The sequence below is a fragment of the Streptomyces longispororuber genome, from assembly GCF_014656095.1.
In the GTDB taxonomy this organism is placed as follows: Bacteria; Actinomycetota; Actinomycetes; order Streptomycetales; family Streptomycetaceae; genus Streptomyces; species Streptomyces longispororuber.
Map to the genome: position 1 here is coordinate 59,910 of NZ_BNBT01000017.1, position 24,431 is coordinate 84,340.

A 24,431-nucleotide genomic window follows, 5' to 3' on the forward strand; every position below is an offset into this window, starting at 1 on the left:
CGAGAGGAACAGGAGTCATGGGAAGCCTGGACCGGGCCACGATGGAGACCGCGGTGCGGCGCTACTTCGAGGCCTGCAACGCGGTCGACCGGGACCTGTTCGCCCGGTGCGTCTCCGAACGGGTCGTGCACTACCTGGCCCACGGCATGGCCGGGCCCGTCCACGGCATCGACCCGATCGTGGAGCGCTGGGGCGCCGACGTACGGGCCAACGGCTCGCACTGGGCCGTGGACGCCGTGTACGCCGACGAGGGGACGCGGACCGCCGTGTGCGAGTGGACCGCCTTCAAGCCGCGCCTCGGCAAGGTGCTGCGCGGCGCCGAGGTCTACCGCTTCGACGACGCGGGCCTGATCGACGAGGTCCGCATCTACTACGCCTCCCGGCGTGACGACACCGTCGCCGTCAACGAGCTGGAGGGCTTCCCCTACGCCGACCGGGGCTTCGCCACGTGAGCCGCACCGCCCCCGTGATCCCCGGGCCCGACGCGCCGCTCGCCGACCGGGACGGCGTCATCTGGCTCGACGGCGCCCTGGTGCCCTGGAGGGAGGCGCGGCTGCACGTGCTGAGCCACGGGCTGCACTACGGCGGCAGCGTCTTCGAGGGTGAGCGGGCCTACGACGGCCGGGTCTTCAAGCTCCACGAGCACAGCGCCCGGCTCGTCGCGTCCGCCCGCGAGATGGGGTACGCCCTGCCGTGGAGCGCCGCGGAGCTGGACGCGGCCACGCGCGAGGTCGTCGCCGCGGCCGGCCTCACCGACGGCTACGTACGGCCCGTCGCCTGGCGCGGCGGCGACACCCTGCGCCTGGTGGCCCCGGACAGCCGCGTGCACGTCGCCGTCGCGGCCTGGCCCTGGCCGCGGATCTTCACCGACGGGCCGCGCGGCATCCGCCTGCACACCGCGCGCTGGCGGCGCCCCGCCCCGGACACCGCCCCGGTCCGCGCCAAGACGGCGGCCCAGTACGCCCTCGGCTCCCTCGCCGGGCAGGAGGCGGAGGCGGCCGGCCGCGACGACGCGCTCCTCCTCGACCACCGGGGCCGGCTCGCCGAGGCCACGGGCGCCAACCTGTTCCTGGTCCTCGACGGCGCCCTGCACACCCCGCCGCCCGAGTGCGTCCTGGACGGCATCACCCGCCGCACCGTCATCGCCCTCGCCCGGGACCTCGACCTCACGGTCGTCGAACGGCACCTCGCCCCGGCCGAACTGGAGCGCGCCACCGAGGTGTTCCTGACCGGCACGGCGTACGAGGTGCAGCCGGTCACCGCCGTCGACGCCCGGGAGTACCCGCTGGGGGAGGTCGGCACGGCCCTGGCGGAGGCGTACACGCGGACCGTACGCGGCGGCACCGGTGACACCAGCGACACCACCGGCACCGGCGACACCACCGGCACCGGCGACACCACCGGCACCGGTGACACCGGCGACAGCGGCGTGGGCGGCCCGGTCGGCGAGGTCCCCGCGGCCGTGCCGGACGGGCCCCGGTGACCGGTACGGACTCCCCGCACCGCCCGGACGCGGACGGCGGGCGGCGCGCCGCCTGGGCCGAGGGGGCGCGCGCGGCCGTCCCCTTCACCGTCGCGATCTTCGCCTTCGGCGTCTCCTTCGGCGTGCTCGCCAAGGGCGCGGGCTTCGGCGCGCTCGCCGCGACCTCGATGTCCGGGCTCGTCTTCGTGGGCTCCTCGCAGTTCGCCGCCGTCTCGGTGATCGTCAACGGCGGCGGCTGGGCGGCCGCCGCCGTCGCCGGGACGCTCCTGAACCTGCGGTACCTGGTGATGGGCTTCGCCATCCTGCCCGCGCTGCGCGGCGGCCGGGCGCGGCGCGCGGTCGAGTCGCAACTGGTGATCGAGGAGTCCTGGGCCATCGCCAGCGACGCCGACGGGCGGTTCGACCGGGTGCGGCTGCTCTCCTCCGGCGTCGTCCTCTGGCTCGGCTGGGTCCTCGGCACCCTGGCGGGCGCGATCGGGCCCTTCCGCGCCGTGGACATCCTCACCTACGGCCTGGACGCCGTGTCGCCGGTCCTGTTCTTCCTGCTGCTCGCCCCCCACCTCGGCACCGCCCGCAAGCGGACGGCGGCCGCCGCGGCCGCGGCCTGCGCGGCCGTCCTCACCGCCGTCGCGGTGCCCGACTCCGCCATCGCCGTCGCCTGTCTCATCGCCGTCGGGTGGACCTGGCGGGCCGGGAGGAAGCCATGAACAGCGACCCGTGGATCGTCGTCGGCGCCCTGGTGGTGACCACCTTCCTCCTCAAGGGCGCCGGGTCCCTGGTGATGGGCGACCGCGAACTGCCCGCCTGGTTCCCGCGGTTCGTGGAGTACCTCACCCCCGCGCTGCTGGCCGTCCTCGTCGTCACCCAGCTCGTCGGCTCGGCGGGCGCGCACGGCATGACCTTCGACGCGCGCCTCGCGGGGTTCGCCGGGGCCCTGGTGGCCTGGCGGCTCAAGGCACCCGTCCCGCTCGTCGTCCTGGTGGCGGCGGCGGTCACGGCGGGGGTACGGGCCCTCAGTTGACGTCCGGGGCGGCACCGCGGCCCGGGGCGGCACCGCGGCCCGGGGCCGCCCCGCTCCCCGGGGTCTCGCCGCCCGACGGGTCCTCGCCGCCCCACGGGGCCTCGCCGGTGTCCTGGTACGCACCGAGACCCGGGTACGCACCGGTGTCCGGGTACGCACCGGTGTCCAGGCCTTCGGCGGCCTCCGGGTCCTCGGTGGCGTCCGTATCCGTATCCGTATCCGCATCCGCCGCGCCCGCGTCCGCGCCCGCGTCCATGCGACCCGCTGCGGCGGCGACCTCCCGGGCCCGGTCGAGGCCGGGCCGGTGCCCGGCGGCACGGTGCAGCCCCATGGACCGCTCGGCGGCCCGTGCCGCCTTGTCGGGCCGGCCGAGGGCCAGGTGGACCCGGGCCAGCTCGGACAGCGCGTCGCCCTCGGCGAGCCGCAGGCCCGCCCGCCGGGCCGCGCCGAGCGCCCGCCGGGTGCAGGCCAGCGCCTCCCGGTTCTCGCCCAGCTCCCGGTGCACCGCGGACAGGCCCACGCACGCCTCGGCCAGGGCCCGGGGGCAGCCCGCCGCGCGGGCCGCGGCCAGGGCGCGCCGGTGGTGGTCGTGGGCGCCGGGCACGTCGTCCAGGCGCAGCAGCACCGAACCGATGGTGTTGAGGGCGTCCGGCTCGATCAGGCGGCGCCGGGTGCGGTGGGTGACGCCGAGCGCGTCCAGGGCGTACTTGAGCGCCAGCCGCGGGTCGCCGCTGTCCCGGCACACCACCGCGAGGGCGTTGAGCGCGCCCTCCGCCGCGTACGTGGACAGCAGCCTGCCGTCCACCGAGAGGGCCCGCGTGAGCAGGCGGTGGGCCTCGTCCAGGGAGCCGATGGCGTGCTGCACGGTCGCCCGGCCCCACAGCGACAGCATCACCGTGTGCTGGTCCGCCGACGCCTCGGCGCGCGCCCCCGCGTCGGCGAAGTGCCCGTCCGCGGCGTCGAGCCGGCCCTGGTCGAACCGGGCGCACCCGAGGACGAACAGCGCCCACGCCTCCCCGGCGGGCTGCTCGCCCTCGCGGTACAGGGCCAGGGCCCGCAGGGCCTCGTGGGCGGCCTCGTCCAGGCTGCCCAGCTCGCGGTGCGAGGCGGCGAGCCCGAGCACCGCGCCGGCCCGCTCCACCGGCTGCCCGGCCCGGGCGAACAGCTCGTCGGCGCGGGCGCTGTGCGCGAGCGCGTCCTGGTGCCGGGCCAGCTCCCACAGGACGTAGCACAGGCTCCAGTGCATCACCGCCCGCGCGTGGTCGTCGCCCTCGGCCTCGGCGGCGCGCAGCCCGGCGTGCGCGGCGCGCAGCCAGTCGGCGCGCCGGCCGTGCTCCATCAGGTGGCCGTGGACGGCGAGGGCGGACTGCCAGGCGAAGGGGCGCGGGCCGTGCCGCACCGCGTGCTGGGCGCAGGCGAGCAGCGCGGGCCGCTCGTCGTCCAGCCAGGCGAGGGCGGCGGCGTCACGCGGGAAGGCCAGGGGCGCGGTGGGGGAGCCGTCCGGCTTCGGCGGCCGGGCGGCGTACCACGAGTAGAAGGTGCCGTACAGCAGGTGGGCGGCCTGCTGGGCGGTCCCCAGGTACCAGGTGAGCAGGCGGTGGACGGCGGCCTCGCGGACGTCAGGGCCGTCCTCCTCCTCGGCCCGCTCCCGGGCGAACAACTGGACCAGGGCGTGCAGACGGAACCGGTCGGGCCGGTCGGTCTCCAGGAGGCTGCGGGCGACGAGCTGGTCGAGGAGCCGCGCCGTGGCGGTCCGCCCGGTCCCGGCGAGCGCGGCGGCGGCCGGGACGGAGACCTCCGGGCCCGGGGCGAGCGAAAGGAGCCGCAGCAGCTCCCGCTCCGGCGCGGGCAGGGACCGGTAGGACAGCGCGAACGCGCTGCGTACGCCGGTGTGCTGCTCCTGGTCGAGGGCGAGTCCGTCCAGGCGGTCGGCGCGGAGCTGGCGCACGATCCGCTCGATCGGCAGGTGCCGGTCGCCGACGAGGTGGGCCGCGACGATGCGGACGGCGAGCGGCAGCAGACCGCACAGCCGCACGGCCTCGGCGGCGGCCTCCGGTTCGCCCCGCACCCGGTCGGCGCCGATGACGCGGGCGAGCAGCGCCAGCGCCTCCTCCTCGCCGAACACGGCGAGGCTGACCCGGTGGGCGTCGTGGAACGCGGTGAGCCCGCGCAGGTCGTTGCGGCTGGTGACGACGACGAAGCAGGTGGGGGAGCCGGGCAGCAGCGGCCGTACCTGTTCGAGCCCGGCGGCGTCGTCGAGCAGGATCAGCACCCGCTTGCCCGCGAGGAGCGAGCGGTACAGGGCGGCCTTCTCGTCCGTGCTCTCCGGCAGGTGCCCGGTGCCGACGCCGAGGGCCCGCAGGAGCTGGCCGAGGGCCTCGTCGGCGGTGGCCGGGGACTCGGCGGCGTGGCCGCGCAGGTTGGCGTAGAGCTGCCCGTCGGGGAAGCGGCCGGCGACGCGGTGCATCCAGTGCACGGCGAGCGCGGTCTTGCCGACGCCCGCCATGCCGGAGACGGAGGAGATCACCAGGGTCTGCCCCGGGCCCGTGTCGTAGCGGGCCAGGAGCGTGTCGAGTTCGCGCAACTGGTCCGCGCGGCCGGTGAAGGAGGCGATGTCCGGCGGGAGCTGGCGGGGCACCGGGCGGGCCGGGGGCGGCGGCGCGGCGGCCGGCGCGGAGCCGGGGGCGAGGCCGGGGTCGCCGACCAGGACGCGCTGGTGCAGCTCCTTGAGCTGGCGCCCGGGCTCGATGCCCACCTCCTCGTCGAGGAGCTGGTAGAACTCCCGGTACGCGGCGAGGGCGTCCGCCTGGCGGCCCGAGCGGTACAGCGCCAGCATGAGCTGGCAGCGCAGCCGCTCGCGCAGCGGGAACTCCCGCACCAGCGTCGTCAGTTCGGCCACCGCCTCCTCGAAGCGGCCGAGCTCGATCAGCGCGTCGAGGCGGTCCTCGCGGGCCACCAGGCGCAGCTCCTCCAGGCGGTCGGTCTCGGCCAGGGCGAAGCTGCGGTCGCTGACCCCTTCGAGCGCGGGCCCCGTCCACAGCGCCAGGGCCTGGTCGAGCAGGGCGACCACGGCGCGGGCGTCCGCGTCGGCGGCGGCCTTGCGGGCCTGGTCGGTGAGGTGGACGAAGTGCAGGGCGTCGACCTGCTCGTCGGCCACCTGGAGGGTGTAGCTGGTGTTGCTGCGGGCGCCCGCGCTGACCAGGACCTCGAAGCCGGACGTGGCCCGCCGGCCCGGCTCCAGGATGCGGCGCAGGTGCAGGACGTGGGTGCGCAGCGCGCTGATCGCGCCGTCCGGGGCGTCGCCCTCCCAGAGGAGTTCGGCGAGCCGTGAGGTGCTGACCGGCCCGCGGGCCAGTGCCAGCGCCGCGAGCAGCGCACGCTGCTGCGGCCCCAGGCCGACGTGCCGGCCCCGGACCTCCACGCTGACCGGCCCCAGGAGACGGACGCGCACCGACTCCTTCGGTGCCTGCGCCTCCTCGGGCCCCGAGGTGCGGCTCACACGACTCCCTCAGTCTCCCGGTTTCCGGTCCTTCTCCGGTCCCTGTTCTGTCGGTCGCCTTTCCGCCCCCGTTCGGTTGCAGTGCGCGTGCGCCCGGCCGGTGCCCGGTGGGGCGCGGCCGCCGTCGGCGTCCGCCCGGCCGACGGCCCGTACGGGCTCAGCCGGGTCCGGTGACGAAGCGCCGGATGACGCCGTCGGACACCGTGAACTCCCAGGCCGTGTCGATGTCTCCCCAGATGTCGTTGTGGAAGCGGGCGCCGATCGACAGGCCGTCGGCCGACTCGCGCACCACCTCCATCCGCGCGTGGGAGGAGAACAGCTCCCGCTCCACCCACGCGTGGAGGTCGCGCTCGGTGCCGACGTCGACGACGGTGGCGTCCTTGGCGAGCACGGCCCACAGGGCCTGCTGGTCCTGGGCGTTGATCGCGTCGACGAAGGCGCGTACCGCCGGGTGGGACGGCTTGGCGCTGGAGGTCATCTCTGCTGGCTCTCCTGGTCGTGGTGGCGGGGGCCGGGCGCGGGGGCGGCCGCTCAGCCGTCGGTCACGGCCCGGTGCAGCGCGTGGGTGTCCTCGAACAGGTGGTAGCGGGCCACCTTGCCGTCGACCACCGTGAGGTGCGCCGCGAACGGCGTGGTCAGCGGCTTGCCGGTGGCTTTGACGGTGTCCCGCAGATGCCCGATGATCACCCCTTGCCCGCCGTCGACCACGATGTGCGTGACGGTGAACTCCTCGGGCTGCAGGTACTCGTGGAGCGTGGTGAAGAAATGCCTGACGCCCTGCGGCCCGGTGTGGTGGCCCGACCACGGCACCTCGGGCGAACCGGGGGCGAGGAACTCCACCTCGTCGGAGAAGAGCCGCAGCGCGCCGTCCAGGTCCCGCTCCGCGAGGCGGGCCAGATAGGCGTCGATCACCCCTCTGGTGGACTGCGCGGATGCGGTGGGGGAGTGCGTGGACATCTCACCAGCTCCTCGTCTGTCGCTGAGGCGTCGACCGGCTGTTCGAGCAGGTCGAGCCGACCGTGCGGCGTGACCGCCGACCGTGAAGTCCCAGTGTGGTGCGCCTGTGGCGGGGAGCGTAAGGCAGTCGCCGCTTTCCCGCCATGAGGAGGCGGCGCGCGGGGCCACGTTGGCGGGCAACCGACGGTACGCGCCGCAGGTCACCGGGCGGTCCGGGGTAATTCGCTCGCGGTTCAGGCACCGGGCCGACACCATGGGGCCTCCGCGCGGGACGCTTCTCACGGTTCTCAAGTTCTCCGAGTACGGCACGACGCACAAGGTGGTCTCATGGCACGGGCGCAGGGGTTCGTATACGAGGAACGCGGCGACGGTTCCGTGGAGATACGCCACCACGGCCGCCCGGCGGCCCTCCTGCGCGGCGGCCGCGCCCGGCGCTTCCTGCACGAGGCGACCACCGGCGACGCCCAGCTCACCATGGCCCGCTGGACCGGCGACTACCGCCGTGGCAACGAGCGGGCGGCCCGCCTGCACCCCCGCAATGCCCGCGGGACCCGGTAGGCCGCGCCGGGGCGTGCCGCGGTACGGGTGGGGAGGGTGAGGGTGCACGGACCCCGGGGCGGTGGAGTGTGTCACGAGGGGGGCGCGCGCCGTCGGCCCTCACGTACGGGTGGGACGTGACGGTACGTACGTGACATCCGTGCCGTACGAGGAGAGCCGTACGAGGAGAAGCGCGGCGGAGGTGGCGGCTGTGCCGTGGGCGCGGTCGGGTCCCGGCCGAGGGCCGTACGGGCCGTACAGCCGCCGAGGGCCGTCCATCAGAAGCCGCGCGCGGCGCCTACGCTTTCGGGCGGTATCCGATCCCACCCCTGGAGCACCCCGTGACCGCATCCGTACCGGACTCCGTACCGGAGCTTCCCTTCCCCGACGCCCACCGGCCGGAGGAGGACCCCGCCCCGCACGCGCTGCTCGCGCCCGTGACATGGCTTCTGGGCACCTGGCACGGCCGGGGCGAGGGCGGATACCCCACGCTCGACGGGGACTTCACGTACGCCCAGGAGGTCACGTTCCGCCACGACGGCCGCCCCTTCCTGCGCTACGAGGCCCGCGCCTGGCTCCTGGACGCCGACGGCGCCCCGCTGCGCCCGGCCGCGCGGGAGAGCGGCTGGTGGCGGCTCCAGCCGGAAGGCCGCGTGGAGGCCGTCGTCACCCAGCCCACCGGCGTCGTCGAGGTCGCGGTCGGCGTCGCCACGGACGCCGCCGTCGACCTGGCCACCCACACGGTGGCGCGCACGCCGACCGCCAAACAGGTCGACGCCACCCGCCGCCGCTACACCCTGGCCGACGACGGCACGCTCACCTTCACCCACGACCTCGCCGCGGTCGGACAGCCGCTCCAGCACCACCTGTCGGCCCGGCTGCGGCGCCGCGGGTAGCCCCGTGGCCGCGGGCGTCAGTCCTGGCGCACCGTCACGTCGCCGATGTTCGTGCGTGCCTCCACCCTGAGGTCCGCCGCGTCGCCCGCGCCGTCCGCGTCGTCCGTGTCATTCTCGGTCACCGCCACCCGCCGCTCACCGATCTTGGTGAAGGCCGTGACGTCGTACGGTCCGGTGTCCCGGGGGAGGCGCAGCCGCACGTCGCCGATCCGGGAGCGGGCCTCGACGGAGCCGCGTACGCCGGTCACCGTGACGTCACCGAGCCGTGTCACGGCCCGCACCCGGACGCCCGCCGGCACCGTCAGGCGGTAGTCGGACGCGCACCGGCCCACGCCCTCACCGCAGTCGGCGGTGACGCGCAGTGTGTCCCCGTCCCGCTCGACGCGCTCGTCGGGCGACCGCAGCGACTTGGTGAGCTCCTTGCGCAGCTCCAGGCGGTCGCCGCGCCCGGCCGCGTCGATCCGCAGGTCGCCGCTGTCGATCTCGACCACCACGGTGCGTACGTCCCGGTCGATCGCGGTGGTGCCGGTCTCGGTACGGGTGATGAGGAAGAGCAGCAGGTACCACGCGCCGCCGCCGACCAGCGTGAGGGCGGTCAGGAGCGCGAGGACGCGGGCGACGCGGCGCGGCACGGAGCGCCGGGGGCGGCCGGGCGGGCGCGGCACGGTGCCGGGCGGGGTGCGGGTCTCGTGCATGGCTGGATCCGGTCTCCCGTGGTCAGGGGCGGTCGGTCGGGGCGGCTGGGGCGGCTGGGGCGGTCAGGGAGTCGGGGGAGGCGAGGGAGTCGATGTACCGCAGGACGGCGCGGACACGGCGGTGACTCCGGTCGTCGGGGCGCAGGCCGAGCTTGGTGAAGAGGGAGCGGATGTGCTTCTCGACGGCGCGCTCGGTGATGAACAGGCGGTCCGCGAGGCCGCCGTTGCTGAGCCCCTCCGCCATCAGCGCGAGCACCTCACGCTCGCGCGCGGTGAGCGCGGCCAGGGCGTCCTGCCTCCGGTTGGCGGCGAAGATCTGGCTGACCACCTCGGCGTCGAGGGCGGTGCCGCCGCCGGCGACCCGGTGCAGCGCGGCCACGAACTCGTCCACGTCGGCGACCCGGTCCTTGAGCAGGTAGCCGAGGCCCTCGCTGCCGGCGGCGAGCAGCTTGGCGGCGTAGTGGGCCTCCACGTACTGGGACAGCACGAGGACGGGGCGTCCGGGGTCGGCGGCGCGGAGCGCCAGGGCGGCGCGCAGCCCCTCGTCGGTGTGGGTGGGCGGCATGCGCACGTCCACCACGCACAGGTCGGGTCCGAGGCCGGCGGCCAGGGCGAGCAGTTCACCGGCGTCACCGGCCTGCCCGACCACGTCCACGTCCTCGTCCGCCAGCAGCTTGGCCAGGCCGCTGCGCAGCAGCACGGAGTCCTCGGCGAGCACGACGCGCAACACGGTTCTACGCCCTCCAGGGAAGCGTGACGTCGACGACGGTGGGCCCGCCGCCGGGGCTGGACAGGGCGAGGCGCCCGTCCACCGCCCGGACGCGGTCCCGCAGCCCGCTGAGGCCCGTCCCGCGCCCGGGGTCGGCGCCCCCGACGCCGTCGTCGCCGACCGTCACCCGCAGCAGGTCCGCCTCGCGGGCGACGCGGACCTCGGCCCGGTCCGCGGCGGCGTGCTTGGCGACGTTGGTGAGGAGTTCGCAGACCACGTAGTACGCGACGGCCTCGGCCCGGGGCGAGGGCCGCTCCGGCAGGTGTGCCGCGAGGTCGACCGGCACCGGGCAGCGGGCCGCGAGCGCGGCGAGGGCGGGCTCGATGCCCTGCTCGGTGAGCACGGCCGGGTGCAGGCCCCGGGTCACGTCGCGCAGCTCCCGCATGGCCGCCTTGGCCTCCTCGTGGGCGGTGAGCACCAACTGCCGCGCCCTGTCCGGGTCGCGGTCGAAGCGGGACTTGGCCCGGCCCAGGGTCATGGCGACGGACAGCAGCCGCTGCTGCGCCCCGTCGTGCAGGTCGCGCTCGATGCGCCGCCGCTCCTGCTCCGCGGCGTCGACCATCCGCGAGCGGCTGTCCTCCAGGTCCGTCAGGCGCCGTACCAGGTGGTCGACGTGGCCGGCGCCGAGGAACCGGGCGATCAGGGCCGACTCGGCACGGGCCAGCGGCCCGCCGAGCCACAGGCCGGTGCCGAGCAGCCCCACGCCGACGGCACCGGCGGGTACGGTCAGGGCCGGGGTGCCCACGTCCAGGCCGAGCAGCGAGGAGCCCTCCGGCAGGAAGGGGCCCAGGAGCGGCAGCAGGGACAGGAGCAGCCCCGCGGCCAGCAGCCCCGCCACCAACCCGCCCACGGCACACCCCCACAGGGCCATGACCCCGGTGTAGCCCAGCTCCCGCCAGGCGCGGCGGCCGAAGGTCCGCTCCAGCCGCTCCTTCCAGCCGGTGCCGGGCACGGCGGCGGGCACCTCGACGTCCACGTCCAGCAGCAGGTGGAGGCGCGCGCGGTCGAGGCGGCCCGTCCAGTGCGCGAGCTTCATCGCCGCGGGCAGCAGCGGCAGGCCCAGCAGGAGCAGCGGGGTCAGGGCCGCGCCGAGGGCGAACAGCGTGACCGGGACGACGTACAGCGGCGTGAGCGCCAGGGTGGTCAGCAGGTGCAGCAGCCCGTCCCGCGTGTCCCGGCCGAGCAGCCCCCGCGCGCCGCGGAACGGGACACCCCGGACCCGAGGTGGTCTCAGCCTCATGGTCCCCCGGTCTCGACTCAACTCGCCCGATCCTAGGCAGGCTCCGGGAACGGGTCCGAGCGTGCGGGCACGTGCATCGGTGGTAGTGGCAGCACTACTGGCCCTGGGCCGGGTTCCGGAACGCGTCGTACCGGAACCCGTCGTACCGGTAAGCGTCGTGCCGGAACCCGTCGCGCCGGAACCCGTCGTACCGGTACGCGGGCGCCGGAGCGTGCCCTACCGGAAGGCGGGAATCCGGAGCCGCCCCGCACAGCGGCGATTGACCGGAACTGCCCCCTCGCGGCAGGCGGTTCGGCAGAGCCCCTGTCGGCCAGCGCGGCGCGGCCGTCGTAGGCCCGAGGCGTGCCCGCCGCCCCGCGCACGAGGTACGCGCCCCGCGCGGGGCGCTTCCCCACACCCCTCGTTCCACCGTCGCGCACGTTTACGGCCAACTCCCGCGGCGCATGGCCTCCATGACGTGGTGGCCGATCGTCACCGGGTCGCAAGCCCGGCGCGGCACGCGCGTCCACCGGCCGTCAGGTCGGTGGTGATCACTGGAGGGCGGGACCCGCGCACCGCGAGTCCTGTCATGACCCCCACATGTCCCGTGGACGGGACCCGCACGAGGAGGAACCCCACCATGCGCCGTCGACTCACCGCCCTGGCCGTGGGCGCCGCTGCCGTCACCCTCGGGACCGGCCTCACCGCCGCGCCCGCCTCCGCCGTCCCGGCGGACAAGGCCCAGGTGCTCAGCCGCTGGACCCAGACCGACGCGGGCAGCTACAACGCCTGGCTCTCGGCCCGCAACAACCAGGGCGCCTGGAGCGCGTACCAGTTCAACTGGACCACGGACCTGTGTTCCTCCTCCCCGGACAACCCGTTCGGCTTCCCGTTCGAGAAGGCCTGCGCGCGGCACGACTTCGGGTACCGCAACTACAAGGAGATGGGCACCTTCAACGCCAACAAGGCGCGTGTCGACAACGCCTTCCACGCCGACCTGAAGAGAGTCTGCGCCACCTACAGCGGCGCGAAGAAGGTCTCCTGCGACGCGCTGGCCTGGACGTACTACCAGGCGGTCGACAAGCTCGGCAGCGTCGCGCCCGCGGCGGTCGACTCCGCGGCCTGACCGGGGTGCGGAGGGGCGGGGCGCCGCGCCCCGCCCCTCCCGCGGGGCCGGGGCGGCCTCAGCCCCCGGCGGCGAAGCGGTCCAGCGCCCGCAGCACGTGCGCCGCGGTCGTGTCGTTGCCCACGTGGCCCGCGTCCTCGACGACGGTCAACTCCGAGCCCGGCCAGGCCCGGTGCAGCTCCCACGCCGTGGTGAGCGGCCCGCCCATGTCGAAGCGCCCGTGGATCAGCACCCCGGGGATGCCCGCCAGACGGTGGGCCTCGCGCAGCAGCACGCCCTCCTCCAGCCACGCGCCGTGCGCGAAGTAGTGGGCGCAGATGCGCACCAGCGCCAGCAGGGCGGTGGAGGGCCGGTCGCCGTACGGGCGGTAGGCGCCGCCCGTCTCCCCGAGCAGGACCGTGTCCTCCCAGGCGCACCAGTCGGCCGTGGCCTTCTCGCGCACGGCGGCGTCGGGGTGTTCGGTCAGGCGGGCGTAGGCGGCGACGACGTCCCCGTCGGGCGGCGTGCCGGGCGCGCCCGCCAGGAAGCGCTCCCACTGCTCGGGGAAGAAGCGGCCGACGCCGCGGTAGAGCCAGTCGAGCTCCGAGCGCCGGGTCGTGGTGACGGCGGACAGGACGATCTCGGAGACCCGCTCGGGGTACCGCTCGGCGTAGGCCAGGGCGAGTGTCGAGCCCCAGGAGCCGCCGTACAGCAGCCAGCGGTCGACGCCCAGGTGCTCCCGCAGCCGCTCCATGTCGGCGACCAGGTGCGCGGTGGTGTTGTGCCGCAGGTCGGTCGCGGGGTCGCTCGCGTGCGGCGTGCTGCGGCCGCAGTTGCGCTGGTCGAACAGGACGGTCCGGTACCGCTCCGGGTCGAAGTAGCGCCGCGTGCCCGGGTAGCACCCCGAGCCCGGCCCCCCGTGCACGACGAGCGCGGGCTTGCCGTCCGGGGCGCCGCAGACCTCCCAGTACACGCGGTTGCCGTCACCCACGTCCAGCATCCCCGTCCGATGCGGCTCGACCAGCGGATACAACCGGGCCACGGCCGGCCCTCCCTCGCCTCGGCAGTCCTCGCCCCGGCACCGTACGACACCACGCCGTCCCCGGGTGTGGTCCCCGCCCCCATAGGGCCGCGCGGCACCCTCTCCTACAGTCCCCGGGCATGACCGAGACCCGAGTCCCCCCACGCGACCGCCGCCGGAGCCCGGTACGGGCCCTGGCCGCCGCGCTCCTCGCCGCCCTGCCGGTCCTGCCGGTCCTCCCGGCCCCCGCCGCGACCGCCGCCACGCCCCCGGCCCCTGCGGCCACCGTCCGGGAAGTCACCGGATTCGGCACCAACCCGGGGCAGTTGCGGATGTTCCGGTACGTCCCCGACGGGCTGCCCGCCGGCCGGCCCGTGGTCGTCGCCCTGCACGGGTGCACCCAGAACGCCGCCGGGTACGGCACCGGCAGCGGCTGGACCGAACTCGCCGACCGTTGGGGCTTCTCCCTCGTCCTGCCCCAGCAGCAGACCGCCAACAACGTCTCCGCGTGCTTCAACTGGTTCAAGCCCGCCGACACCGCCCGCGGCGGCGGCGAGGCCGCCTCCGTCGCGCAGATGGCCGACCGCCAGCTCGCCGACGCGGCCGGGGACCCCCGGCGCGTGTACGTCACGGGCCTGTCGGCGGGCGGCGGCATGACCTCGGTGATGATGGCCGCCTACCCGGAGAGGTTCGCCGCGGGCGGCGTCGTCGCGGGGCTCCCGTACGGCTGCGCGCAGGCCGCCGGGTCCCCCTGGGTGTGCATGAGCCTCGGCGGCGGGCTCGGCCCCCGGCAGTGGGGCGACCGCGTCCGGGCCGCGCGGCCCGGCTACGGCGGCCCCTGGCCGGCCCTCACCGTGCTGCACGGCACCGCCGACCGCACGGTGGCCCCGGTCAACATGACCGACCTCGTGGCGCAGTGGACCGACGTGCACGGCGCCGACCGGACACCGGACGTCGCCGACACCGACGCCGGGTACCCGCACCGGGTGTACGAGGGACCGGGCGGCGCCCCCGCCGTCGAGACGTACGCCCTCACCGGGACGGGGCACGGCCAGCCCGTCGCCCCCGGCACGGGCGGCGAGCGGTGCGGCACCGCCGGGCCGTACCTCCTCGACGTCGGGCTGTGCGCCGCCCACCGGCTGGGCCGCGCCTGGGGCCTCGACGGGTGACGCGGACGGGTGACGCGGGCGGGTGCGCTGCCCGTGGGGCGGCTGGTCCGGTGCCCATGGGGCGGCCGGTCCGGTGCCGCGTGGGGCGGCCGGTCCGGTGCCCGTGGGGCGGCGGGTGCGCTGCCCACGGGGCGGCAAGCCCGTCGGCCAGGGGGCGGCCGGTCCGCCGCCCATGGGGTCAGGAGCCATACCCCGTGCCGAAGTTGTGGTGTCCGGCCCCATGGGCGGGACCGTCCGCCCACCCTAGGTTTCCGGCCATGACAAGCGGACCTCACCCCAGCGCCCCGGCCCCCGGCGGCGTCGACCTGCGCGGCCGCACCGCCCTCGTGACCGGCGGCGGCAGCGGCATCGGCCGCGCCTGCGCGGCGGCGCTCGCCGGGGCCGGCGCGGACACGCACGTCGTGGACATCGACGCGGCCGCCGCCAAGGCCGTCGCGGACGCCGTCGGCGGTCACGCGCACACGGCGGACCTCGCCGACGCCGAGGCGATCGCGGGCCTGCCCACCGCGGTCGACATCCTCGTGAACAGCGCCGGGCTCCAGCACGTCGCCCCGCTCACCGACTTCCCGCCCGCGCGCTTCGCCCTCATCCAACAGGTCATGGTCACCGCGCCGTTCCTGCTCCTGCGGCAGACCCTGCCGCACATGTACGCGCGGGGCTGGGGCCGCGCCGTGCACATCTCCAGCGTCCACGGCCGCCGCGCAAGCGCCTTCAAGAGCGCCTACGTCGCCGCCAAGCACGGCCTCGAAGGGCTCAGCAAGGTCACCGCCGTCGAGGGCGCCCCGCACGGCGTCACCAGCAACTGCGTCAGCCCCGGCTACGTCCGCACGCCCCTGGTCCAGGCGCAGTTGCACGACCAGGCCGCCGCCCACCGCATCGCCGAGGACGACGTGCTCACCGACGTGCTCCTGACCCGCTCCCCGCTCAAGCGCCTCGCCGAACCGGAGGAGGTCGCCGCCGCCGTCCTGTGGCTCTGCGGCCCGCACTCCGGCTACGTGACCGGCAGTTCGCTGACCCTCGACGGCGGCTGGACCGCGACCTGACCCCGCCCGGCCCGCCACCCCCCCGACCCGGTGGGCCCGCCCCTCGTCCCCACCCACCCGCGAGAACACGGTGATCCCCATGGCCCGTCCCCGCCCGCGCCCCCGTCCCCGCAGCGGCATCACCCGGATCGTCGGCGCCAGCCTCGTCGGCACCACCATCGAGTGGTACGACTTCTTCCTCTACGGCACCGCCGCCGCCCTCGTCTTCAACGAGCTGTTCTTCCCCACCGCCGACCCGCTCACCGGCACGCTCATCGCCTTCGTCACCTACGCGATCGGCTTCCTCGCCCGGCCGCTCGGCGGCGTCGTCTTCGGCCACTTCGGCGACAAGGTGGGGCGCAAGAAGCTGCTCGTGCTGAGCCTGCTCCTGATGGGCGGCTCCACCTTCGCCATGGGGCTGCTGCCCACCTACGACGCCATCGGGATCGGCGCGCCCGTCCTGCTCACCCTGTTGCGCCTGGTGCAGGGCTTCGCGCTCGGCGGCGAGTGGGGCGGCGCCGTCCTGATCGTCTCCGAGCACGGCGGCGCCCGGCACCGCGGGTTCTGGGCCTCCTGGCCGCAGTCCGGCGCGCCCGGCGGCAACCTGCTCGCCACCGGGGTGCTCGCGCTGCTCGCCGGCGTCCAGTCCGACGCCGCCTTCGAGTCCTGGGGCTGGCGTATCCCGTTCCTGCTGTCCGGCGTCCTGGTGCTGGTCGGGCTGTGGATCCGCCTCTCCGTCACCGAGTCACCGCTGTTCCTGAAGGCGCGGGCCGAGGCCGAGGCCGCCGCCGCGCGCGGGCAGGGCGGCGGGCAGGACGCACCCGTCGTGGAGGTGTTCCGCAGGAACTGGCGCCAGGTGCTCACCGCCGTCGGCACGCGCTTCGGCGAGAACATCTCCTACTACGTCCTCACGTCCTTCCTGCTCGTCTACGTCACCACCCACCTGGACCTGCCCAAGAGCACCGCCCTGAACGCCGTCCTGATCGGCTCGGCCGTGCACTTCGTCACCATCCCCGCCTGGGGCGCGCTGTCCGACCGGCTCGGGCGGCGGCCGGTGACGCTCGTCGGGTCGGTGGGTATGGCCGTGTGGGCGTTCCTGTTCTTCACGCTCGTCGACTCCGGTTCGTTCGCCGTGATCACCGCGGCGGTCACCGTCGGGCTGCTCCTGCACGGCGCCATGTACGGACCGCAGGCCGCGTTCATCTCCGAGATGTTCGACACCCGGGTGCGCTACTCCGGGGCCTCGGTCGGTTCGCAGCTCGCCTCCGTCGTCGCGGGCGCCCTCGCGCCGATCATCGCCGTCGAACTGCTCAAGGAGTACGACTCGTCGGTGCCCGTGGCGCTGTACCTGTGCCTGGCCGCCGTGGTGACCACGGTGACGGTGGTCCTCGCCCGCGAGACCCGCGGCCGGGACCTCGCCCGCGCCGCCGCCGACGCCACCACCGCGACCACCACCGCGAGCAACGCCGCGCCCACTGCCGCGACCGGCGCCGAGACCACCGGCGACGCCACCGACGGGACCGCCCCGGGGTCCGCGCCGGTACGCTCCGGCGAGCGCCCTTGAGGCCCGTACGCCCGTATGTCCGTACGCCGGGAGGCAGCCGACCGTGTCATCCGCCCACCGCCGCCCCGGCACCCGCCCCGCCCCCGCCGACGGCACCGCCGCCACCGCCCTGCGGGACCTCATCGGCCTGCTCGAACGGCACGCCCCCGCCGAGCACTTCGCCCGCCCGGCCGCCGCGGCCAGGGCGGCCGGGGTGGGCCGGGCGGACCTCGCCCTGGTCGAGGAGCCCGCCGAGGCGGCCGAGGCCGTGCGCCGCACCCTGGACCAGCACCGCCGCCGCGAGGCCGAGCTGTCCGCGCTGTTCGACACCGCGGGCGACCTGGCGGCCCTCACCGACCTCGACGCGGTCCTGCGGGCCATCGTGCGCCGCGCCCGGCTGCTCCTGCGCACCGACGTGGCGTACCTGACGCTCAACGACCCGGCCGCGGGCGACACGTTCATGCGCGTCACCGACGGCTGTACGTCCGCGGCCTTCCAGCAGCTCCGGCTCGGGATGGGCGAGGGGCTCGGCGGGCTCGTCGCCCAGACCGCCCGCCCCTACGCCAGCGCCGACTACCGCGCCGACACCCGGTTCCGGCACACCGCCGCCATCGACGCGGGCGTCGGCGAGGAGGGGCTGCGCGGCATCCTCGGCGTGCCGCTGCGCGTCGGCAGCCGCGTCATCGGCGTCCTGTACGCCGCCGACCGCGGCCCGCGCGACTTCGCGCCCGACCAGATCGCGCTGCTCGCCTCGCTCGCCGACCACGCCGCCGTCGCCATCGACGGGGCCCGCCTCCTGGAGGAGACCCGCGCCGCGCTCGTCGAGCTGAACGCCGCCACCGCCACCGCCCGCGCGCAGAGCGAGGCGCTGCGCCGCGCCGCCGAGACGCACGACCGGCTCACCGACATCGTGCTGCGCGGCGGCGACGTGGCCGACGTCGCCGCCGAGATCGCCGCGCTGCTCGACGGCGGCCTGGTCGTCCAGGACGCCGACGGCACCGAACTGGCCCGCGTCGGCGCCGCGGCCCCCGCCCCGTCCGCCGACGGCGTGGCCGCCTCCCGCGCGGGCGGCCGGGCCGTGGCCGTGGACGGCGTCTGGGTCTCCGCCGTGCTCGCCGGGCCCGAACTCCTCGGCAGCGTCGCGCTCAGCGGCCGCCCCGACCTCACCGACAGCGACCGGCGCCTCTTCGAGCGGGCCAGCCTCGACACCGCGCTGCTCCTGCTGCTGCGCCGCTCGGTGGCCGAGGCCGAGGACCGGGTGCGCGGGGAGCTCCTCGACGACCTGCTCACCACCGCGCACGCCGGCGATCCGCGCCACGCCGGCAGCCTCACCCTGCGCGCCCGCCGCCTCGGCGTGGACCTCGCCGCGCCCACCGCCGTCCTGGTCCTGGACGCCGACGGCGACGCGCGGGCCCGCCCCGCCGCCCAGGCCGTGCGCCACGCGCGAGCCCTGCGCGGCCTCGCGGGCCCGCACAGCGGCCACGTCGTGCTGCTCGCGCCCACCGCGGACCCCGGGCCGCTCGCCGCGCGCCTGGCCGCCGTCGTCGGCGAGGCCCTCGGGGCGCCCGTGACCGTCGGCGCCGCGGGCCCCGCGACCGGCCACGACCAACTGCCCGCCACGCACGCCGAGGCGCTGCGCTGCCTGCGGGCGCTGACCGGCCTCGGCCGCACCGGCGAGGGCGCGAGCCTGCCGGACCTCGGCTTCGTCGGCGTCCTCCTCGGCGACCGGGCCGACCTCACCGGGTACGTCCGCCGCGTCCTCGGCCCCGTCCTCGACTACGACGCCCGCCGCGGCACCGACCTGGTCCGCACCCTGGAGGCGTACTTCGACCAGGGCGCGAGCCCGGCCCGCGCCAAGGACGCGCTGCACGTCCACGTGAACACCGTCGTCCAGCGCCTGGACCGCGCCGCCCGGCTCCTCGGCGCCGACTGGAACAGCCCGGCCCGCGCCCTGGAGCTCCAGCTCGCCCTGCGCCTCAACCGCCTGTCCCGCCCGCCGCGGCCCCGCCCGGCCTAGCGGCGGGGGAGCGGCGCACCTGCGCGGGCACGCCGTCGAGGGTGCCGGGGGCCGGGTAAGGGACGTCCGCGCGGGGGTCGTACGCCGGTGGGCCTCCCGCGGCGGCGGTGTCGGTGTCGGCCGGGCCGGTGCGGTACTGGTGCGACTGGAGCTCGAAGAGGCGCCGGAACACCCCCGGCCCCTCGGTGGCCATGAGCGTGGCGAAGTCCCCGTGCTCGACGAGCCTGCCGTGCTCCATGACGTAGATGACGTCGGCCTCCTTGACGCTGTGCAGCCGGTGCGTGACCAGCACGATCGTCTGGTCCGCCGCGGCCAGGGCGCGGATCTTGTCGAACGCGTCGACCTCGGCGGCCGGGTCCATGCTGCTGGTGGGTTCGTCGCAGATGAGGATGCCCGCGCCGCGGAAGTACGCGCGGGCCAGGGCGAGCCGCTGCCACTGCCCGCCGGAGAGGTCGACGCCGCCCTCGTACCCCTTCTCGCACAGCGTGTCCCAGCCGTGCGGCAGGTCGTCCAGGACGCGGTGCGCGTCGGCGTACGCGGCGGCCGCGTCCAGCCGCTCGGCGTCGCCGATCTTCCCGGGGCGGCTGATCGCCACGTTCGCGCGGGCCGTGAACGGCCACCGCTGGAAGTCCTGCGGCACCAGCGCCACCTGCGCGAACACGTCGTCGCGCGAGAGCGCCCGCAGATCGGTCCCGTCCCAGCGGACGGCGCCGCCGGAGGGCAGGTAGACGCCCGCGAGGAGCTTGCTGAGGGTCGTCTTGCCGGAGCCGTTCGCGCCGACCAGGGCGATCACCTGCCCCCTGCGCACGCTCAGGGACACGTCGTCGAGCGCGGGCCGCTCCCGCCCCGCGTAGCGGAACGTGACCCGGTCGAAGGTGATCTCGGCGGGCGCCTCGGGCACCGGCGCCCCCGCGGCGGGGATCGCGCGCCGCCGGGCCTCCTCCCGGGCACGGATCAGGTCCGTCATGAACAGGCTCTGCTCGTACAGGTGGTGGATGTTGGTCACCATCCGCCGCAGCCCCGCCGTACCGCTGGTCAGGGCGAGGGCGGCCGTCGCGCCGGACGCGAGCGGCATCTGGCCGTGCGTCAGGAGCCAGGCGAGCAGCGCGTACGTCGCCGCGGCCGTCAGGCCCGACAGCGCCGAGGTGGTCAGGTCCGTGCGGGCCTCCAGGTGCGCGAGGCGCGTCTGCTCGTCCGCCGCCTGCACGGCCATCCGGTCGAACTGGTCGAGCAGGAACGGGCCCGCGCCGTGCACCCGCAGCTCCGGCGCGGCCCGCTGCGAGATCAGCAGCCGCCGCAGCGCCGCCTGCTGGCGCACGTGCTCCAGCCAGACCTGTACGGAGGCGTACGTCCTGCGCGCCGAGCGGACCGTGCCCCACGCCTTGGGCACCACCACGGCGACGAGCAGCGGCAGCAGCACCGGGTGCAGCACCGCGAGGACCCCGCTCACGGCGAGCAGCGCCATGAGGGCCTCCACGATGCCGAGGGTGTGGTCGATGAGCCGGCGCGCCGCGGTCTGGCCGTGCTGCCCGGAGTCGAGGACCGCGTGGAAGTCGGCGCGCTCGATGTGCTCCACCTCCACCCGCACGACCTGCTCCAGCATGGACAGGGCGGCCAGGCGCTCCACCTTCGGCCCGAGGCGCCCCGAGGCCGCGAAGGTCACCGCGCGCAGGGTCGCCGCGAGCGCGCTGGCGGCGGCCACGCCGAGGAGCGACGGCAGGGCCTCGCGCACCCGCTCGGCCGTCGGGCCCGCCGCGAACAGCGACACCAGGACGCGGTTGGTGGCCAGCAGCCCGAACGCGGTGGCGGCGGCCTGGCCGAGCTGCGCCACGACGACGACCACCAGGGCCACCGGGTCCGCCCGCCAGGCCAGCGCGGCCGTGTGCCCGGACAGGGCCGGGATCTGCCGCAGGATCGCGAGGAAGGACGTCTGCAGGCGGGCGCCCTCGTGCGCGGTCCACCCCCAGGAGCCTCTGAGCCGCCCGCCGAAGAGGAGCTGTTCGGGCGGCGCGTGCTCGGGCGGCGCGTGCTCGCGCGGCGCGGCGGGGCCTTCGCCCGCCCGGCCGCGCCGCCGCTTCCGCGCGCGGGCTCCCGCTGGATGGTGCGGCCGCACAGTGCCTCCAGGTGGTCGTGGTCCGGGTGGTCGTGGTCCGGACGGGTCTCGGACCACCCTCCCCGGAGCGCGGCGGCAAAGGGGCGCTTTGGTCGAAATCTGTGCGGGATGGGGTGAAAACGGCCTGGAATGGCGGTGGCCGGGGCCGGGAACGCGTCCTCGCGCCGCCGGGGAAGAGCACACCGGCCTGGGTGCGCGGGCCAGGGCGCACCGGCCACGCAACGCGGCGCCCGCCACGGGCGTCGCACCGGTCCCGGCAGGGCGGGCCCCGCAAGCCGGGCCGGAAGGTCGGGGCGGCCGGGCGCCCCCTCACGGGCGCTGGTGGCCCCCGGCCGCGTCACCGCCGTCCGGGACCAGGACGACCTTGCCCGTGACCGTGCCCGACTCCGCCAGGCGCAGCGCCTCGGCCGCCCGGGACAGCGGGACGCGCGCGGCGACCTGGGGCGTGAGGCCGCCGTCGGCGAGCAGCGCGAAGACCTCGCCGAGGTCGGCGCGCAGCCGGGCCCGGAAGGCGTCGGGGCGCCGCCGTCCGGCCCAGATGTTGTAGAAGTGCGCGCTCCGGGAGTTGGGCAGCGCGTTCCACAGCGCGAGCCGTGCGAACAGCTTGAGCACCGGGGCCTTCGACGACCCGGCCACGTCCCGGGTGGACGCCGTCCCGTACGACACGAGCGTGCCGCCCGGCGCGAGCAGCCGGAACGACTCGACGACGCCTTCACCGCCCACGTGGTCGAAGACCGCCCGCACCCCGTCGGGCGCGAGGCCGCGCAGCCGCGCGTACAGCTCGGGGTCGCGGTGGTCGACGGGGGTGACCCCGAGCCGGCGCAGCGCGTCGTGGTGGCGGGGCGAGGCGGTGCCGAGGACGCGGGCGCCCGCGACCCGGGCGAGCTGGACGAGGGTGGAGCCCACGCCGCCGTTCGCGCCGAGCACCACCACGGTGTCACCGGCCCGGACCTGCGCCGTGCGGTGCAGCATCTGCCAGGCGGTGACGCCGTTGACGACGAGCGTCTCGGCGTCCGCGGAGGCGACGGACTCCGGTACGGGCACGAGGTCCGCCGCGGGCACCACGGTGTGGCTGGCCCAGCCGCCGGTCTTGGTCAGCGCGGCGAAGCGCCCCCCGACGAGCCCGGGGTCGGTGCCGGGGCCGGTCGCGGCCACGCGCCCGACGAGGTCGTAGCCGGGCACGAAGGGGAACGGCGGCTGGTCGAAGTACTTGCCGCGCCGCATCTGCTGCTCGGCGAAGGAGACCCCGGTGGCCTCCATGGCGAGCAGCACCTCGCCGGGCCCGGGCCCGGGCGCGGGCAGTTGGCGGCGGCGCACGGTGAGCCCCTCCGGCTCGACGACACCGGGGAGGACGACCTCGGTGACGTACGGGGCGACGGATGCGGCGGGGGCGGCGGGTGCGTGAGCCGTGGGCGAAGGGGTGGCGCGCATGGGTGTGCCTCTCTCGGGGAGGGGTCGGGCGGGCTGCCGTTAGACCCTCTAACGCAAGCGTGCGCCACTCGCGCAGCGTTCGTCAAGGCCTATAGCGAGAGTTATAGTCTCTAACGTCATGCGCACCCAAGGGCAGGATGGGACCCCGGGCACACGGCCCCGTTCGCTCAAGAAAGGTGCGGCGATGGACAATTCGGCTCCCGGACGGTTCGAACGCCCCGGACGACTCACCCTGACCACCGCGACGCCCGACGACTGGCGCCTCGTCACCGGCTGGGCGGCGGACGAGGGGTGGAACCCCGGCCTGCGGGACGCCGAGGCCTTCTTCGCCCAGGACCCCCGCGGCTTCTTCCTCGGCCGCGTCGACGGCGAGCCGGTGTCCGCGATCTCCGTCGTCACCTACGACGCGGCGTACGCCTTCCTCGGCTTCTACCTCGTCCGCCCCGACCTGCGGGGCCGCGGCCACGGCATCGCCACCTGGCGCGCCGCGCTCGCGCACGCCGGGGACCGCACGGTCGGCCTGGACGGCGTGCCCGCGCAGCAGCCCAACTACCGCCGCTCGGGCTTCGCGCACCGCCACGACTCGATGCGCTACGTCGGCCCCGTGGCGCCCGGCGCCCGGCCCGCGCGCGTGCGCCCCGCCGCCGAGGCCGGACCCGCGGCCCTCGCGGCGTACGACAGCTCCTGCCACCCGGCCGACCGGCCGCGGTTCCTCGCCCGGTGGCTGGACACGCCCGGCCACACGGCGCTCGTCAGCGTCGTCGACGGGCGCGTCACCGGGTACGGCGTGGTGCGCCCGGCCCGCGAGGGCGCGCGGATCGGGCCGCTGTTCGCCGACACGCGCGCGGATGCCGAGGCGCTCCTGGACGGGCTGACCGCGGACCTCGACGGGGCGCCCGTGGGGATCGACGTACCCCTGTCGAACGCCCCGGCCGTCGCGCTGGCCGAGTCACGGGGGCTGCGCCCGGCGTTCGCGACGGCACGCATGTACACCGGCCCGGTACGGGAGTTCGCGGAGCACAAGGTGTTCGGGATCACCACGCTGGAGCTGGGCTGACGGCCCGGGCGGGCGGCGGTCACGTCACGGTGAGCCGCCGCTTGGCCGTGGCCGTGGAGCTGTTGCCCACGTAGAGGTCGAACGCGCCCTCCTCCAGGAGGAACTCGCCGCCCGGGTCGTTCGTCCAGAAGCCGAGGTCGCGCGCGCCCAGGCGGAAGCGCACCGTCCGCGTCGCGCCGGGGGCGAGCGTCACCCGCTCGAAGCCGCGCAGCTCGCGCACCGGCCGCGCGATGCTCGCCGCGAGGTCGCGCACGTAGAGCTGCACCACCTCGTCGCCCTCGCGCGCCCCGGTGTTGGTGACGGTGGCGGACACCTCGACGGTCTCGCCCGCGTGCAGGGCGCGGGCCGGGACGGAGGCGCGGGACAGCCGCGGCGCCCCGATCCGGAAGGTCGTGTAGCTCAGCCCGTGGCCGAAGGGGAACTGCGGGTCCGGCGGCAGGTCCAGGTAGCCGGAGGTGTACTTGTCGCCCGCGGCGTGGGGGCGGCCCGTCGACTCGTGGTTGTAGTGGACGGGGATCTGGCCGACCGCGCGCGGGAACGACACGGGCAGCCGGCCGCCCGGGTCGACCTTGCCGAACAGCACGTCGGCGATGGCGTTGCCCGCCTCCAGGCCCGGGTGCCAGGCCTCCAGGACGGCGGGCGCGGAGTCCAGCCAGGTGCCGACGGTCAGCGGCCGGCCGTTGACCAGGACCACCACGAACGGCCGCCCCGTCCGCGCGACCGCCTCGATCAGTCGCTCCTGCGCGCCGGGCAGGCCGATGTCCGCGCGCGCCGCCGCCTCGCCGCTCAGCGCCGGGGGCTCGCCCACGACGACGACCGTGACGTCGGCGGCGCGCGCGGCGGCCACGACCGCCCGGATGCCGCGGGTGTCCCCGCC

22 protein-coding genes are annotated in these 24,431 nt (G+C 76.2%); 12 read left to right on the forward strand and 10 right to left on the reverse strand.

The window, feature by feature from the left end; genetic code table 11:
• Nucleotides 1–17: 17 nt before the first annotated feature.
• From IE330_RS08725 to IE330_RS08740, 4 genes are read left to right on the forward strand one after another with little or no spacing between them, the layout of a single operon-like run.
• Nucleotides 18–452, forward strand: a complete 435-nt coding sequence (locus tag IE330_RS08725) for a nuclear transport factor 2 family protein (protein WP_190135300.1) — start codon at nucleotides 18–20, stop codon at nucleotides 450–452.
• On the forward strand, nucleotides 449–1,483 hold the full coding sequence (locus IE330_RS08730) for a branched-chain amino acid transaminase (RefSeq protein WP_190135301.1): 1,035 nt from the start codon (nucleotides 449–451) through the stop codon (nucleotides 1,481–1,483). The genes IE330_RS08725 and IE330_RS08730 overlap by 4 nt, the downstream gene beginning before the upstream one ends.
• Nucleotides 1,480–2,190, forward strand: a complete 711-nt coding sequence (locus tag IE330_RS08735) for an AzlC family ABC transporter permease (protein ID WP_190135302.1) — start codon at nucleotides 1,480–1,482, stop codon at nucleotides 2,188–2,190. The genes IE330_RS08730 and IE330_RS08735 overlap by 4 nt, the downstream gene beginning before the upstream one ends.
• Nucleotides 2,187–2,504 carry an AzlD domain-containing protein gene (locus tag IE330_RS08740; RefSeq protein WP_190135303.1) on the forward strand — a complete coding sequence of 106 codons (318 nt, stop codon included), beginning with the start codon at nucleotides 2,187–2,189 and terminating at the stop codon, nucleotides 2,502–2,504. Before IE330_RS08735 ends, IE330_RS08740 begins: the two co-directional genes overlap by 4 nt.
• On the opposite strand, the gene IE330_RS08745 is transcribed toward IE330_RS08740, so the two are convergent.
• The 3 genes from IE330_RS08745 to IE330_RS08755 form a co-directional block, all read right to left on the reverse strand.
• A complete protein-coding gene (locus IE330_RS08745) occupies nucleotides 2,497–6,003 on the reverse strand; it encodes an AfsR/SARP family transcriptional regulator (protein ID WP_190135304.1) in 3,507 nt (1,168 codons plus the stop codon). The genes IE330_RS08740 and IE330_RS08745 overlap by 8 nt on opposite strands.
• Nucleotides 6,004–6,160: 157 nt before the next feature.
• Nucleotides 6,161–6,481 (reverse strand): nuclear transport factor 2 family protein, encoded by a 321-nt coding sequence (locus tag IE330_RS08750; RefSeq protein WP_190135305.1) that lies wholly within the window; start codon nucleotides 6,479–6,481, stop codon nucleotides 6,161–6,163.
• Between the two features lie 53 nt (nucleotides 6,482–6,534).
• Nucleotides 6,535–6,960, reverse strand: coding sequence for a nuclear transport factor 2 family protein (locus IE330_RS08755; protein WP_190135306.1), 426 nt, complete (start codon nucleotides 6,958–6,960; stop codon nucleotides 6,535–6,537).
• 327 nt (nucleotides 6,961–7,287) lie between these two features.
• Between IE330_RS08755 and IE330_RS08760 the strand changes: the two genes are divergently transcribed.
• Both IE330_RS08760 and IE330_RS08765 read left to right on the forward strand, forming a co-directional pair.
• Entirely contained in the window at nucleotides 7,288–7,518 is a 231-nt protein-coding gene (locus tag IE330_RS08760) for a hypothetical protein (protein ID WP_190135307.1), read from the forward strand.
• 320 nt (nucleotides 7,519–7,838) lie between these two features.
• Nucleotides 7,839–8,393 (forward strand): heme-binding beta-barrel domain-containing protein, encoded by a 555-nt coding sequence (locus IE330_RS08765; protein WP_190135308.1) that lies wholly within the window; start codon nucleotides 7,839–7,841, stop codon nucleotides 8,391–8,393.
• A 17-nt stretch (nucleotides 8,394–8,410) separates the two neighbouring features.
• Here IE330_RS08765 and IE330_RS08770 read toward each other — a convergent pair whose 3' ends face one another.
• From IE330_RS08770 to IE330_RS08780, 3 genes are read right to left on the reverse strand one after another with little or no spacing between them, the layout of a single operon-like run.
• Nucleotides 8,411–9,088, reverse strand: coding sequence for a DUF4097 family beta strand repeat-containing protein (locus tag IE330_RS08770; protein ID WP_190135309.1), 678 nt, complete (start codon nucleotides 9,086–9,088; stop codon nucleotides 8,411–8,413).
• A 22-nt stretch (nucleotides 9,089–9,110) separates the two neighbouring features.
• On the reverse strand, nucleotides 9,111–9,815 hold the full coding sequence (locus tag IE330_RS08775) for a response regulator (protein ID WP_190135330.1): 705 nt from the start codon (nucleotides 9,813–9,815) through the stop codon (nucleotides 9,111–9,113).
• Between the two features lie 7 nt (nucleotides 9,816–9,822).
• A complete protein-coding gene (locus tag IE330_RS08780; protein ID WP_190135310.1) occupies nucleotides 9,823–11,097 on the reverse strand; it encodes a sensor histidine kinase in 1,275 nt (424 codons plus the stop codon).
• A gap of 619 nt (nucleotides 11,098–11,716) precedes the next feature.
• Between IE330_RS08780 and IE330_RS08785 the strand changes: the two genes are divergently transcribed.
• Complete coding sequence (locus IE330_RS08785; protein WP_190135311.1) at nucleotides 11,717–12,202, forward strand: phospholipase; 486 nt, start codon at nucleotides 11,717–11,719, stop codon at nucleotides 12,200–12,202.
• A gap of 58 nt (nucleotides 12,203–12,260) precedes the next feature.
• Here the strand turns inward: IE330_RS08785 and pip are convergent, their stop codons facing one another.
• Complete coding sequence (gene pip / locus IE330_RS08790; RefSeq protein WP_190135312.1) at nucleotides 12,261–13,223, reverse strand: prolyl aminopeptidase; 963 nt, start codon at nucleotides 13,221–13,223, stop codon at nucleotides 12,261–12,263.
• Between the two features lie 119 nt (nucleotides 13,224–13,342).
• Between pip and IE330_RS08795 the strand changes: the two genes are divergently transcribed.
• The 4 genes from IE330_RS08795 to IE330_RS08810 all read left to right on the forward strand — a co-directional run bounded on the left by IE330_RS08795 (nucleotide 13,343) and on the right by IE330_RS08810 (nucleotide 18,953).
• The gene (locus tag IE330_RS08795; RefSeq protein ID WP_190135313.1) at nucleotides 13,343–14,371 is read left to right on the forward strand and encodes an extracellular catalytic domain type 1 short-chain-length polyhydroxyalkanoate depolymerase; all 1,029 of its coding nucleotides are present in this window, start codon (nucleotides 13,343–13,345) and stop codon (nucleotides 14,369–14,371) included.
• Nucleotides 14,372–14,628: 257 nt separating this feature from the next.
• Nucleotides 14,629–15,414 carry a 3-hydroxybutyrate dehydrogenase gene (locus IE330_RS08800; protein ID WP_190135314.1) on the forward strand — a complete coding sequence of 262 codons (786 nt, stop codon included), beginning with the start codon at nucleotides 14,629–14,631 and terminating at the stop codon, nucleotides 15,412–15,414.
• A 79-nt stretch (nucleotides 15,415–15,493) separates the two neighbouring features.
• Nucleotides 15,494–16,957 (forward strand): MFS transporter, encoded by a 1,464-nt coding sequence (locus IE330_RS08805; RefSeq protein ID WP_190135315.1) that lies wholly within the window; start codon nucleotides 15,494–15,496, stop codon nucleotides 16,955–16,957.
• Nucleotides 16,958–17,000: 43 nt separating this feature from the next.
• On the forward strand, nucleotides 17,001–18,953 hold the full coding sequence (locus tag IE330_RS08810) for a helix-turn-helix domain-containing protein (protein ID WP_190135316.1): 1,953 nt from the start codon (nucleotides 17,001–17,003) through the stop codon (nucleotides 18,951–18,953).
• Here the strand turns inward: IE330_RS08810 and IE330_RS08815 are convergent.
• Together IE330_RS08815 and IE330_RS08820 are read right to left on the reverse strand one after the other, a co-directional pair.
• Nucleotides 18,913–21,066: an ATP-binding cassette domain-containing protein gene (locus IE330_RS08815; RefSeq protein WP_190135317.1), complete on the reverse strand. Its 2,154-nt coding sequence runs from the start codon at nucleotides 21,064–21,066 to the stop codon at nucleotides 18,913–18,915. The genes IE330_RS08810 and IE330_RS08815 overlap by 41 nt on opposite strands.
• Nucleotides 21,067–21,375: 309 nt before the next feature.
• A complete protein-coding gene (locus tag IE330_RS08820; RefSeq protein ID WP_190135318.1) occupies nucleotides 21,376–22,497 on the reverse strand; it encodes a medium chain dehydrogenase/reductase family protein in 1,122 nt (373 codons plus the stop codon).
• 184 nt (nucleotides 22,498–22,681) lie between these two features.
• On the opposite strand from IE330_RS08820, the gene IE330_RS08825 reads away from it, so the two are divergent.
• Nucleotides 22,682–23,554: a GNAT family N-acetyltransferase gene (locus tag IE330_RS08825; protein ID WP_190135319.1), complete on the forward strand. Its 873-nt coding sequence runs from the start codon at nucleotides 22,682–22,684 to the stop codon at nucleotides 23,552–23,554.
• Nucleotides 23,555–23,573: 19 nt separating this feature from the next.
• Here IE330_RS08825 and IE330_RS08830 read toward each other — a convergent pair.
• The coding region (locus tag IE330_RS08830) for a glycoside hydrolase family 3 C-terminal domain-containing protein (RefSeq protein WP_190135320.1) at nucleotides 23,574–24,431 on the reverse strand (858 nt) is incomplete at its 5' end.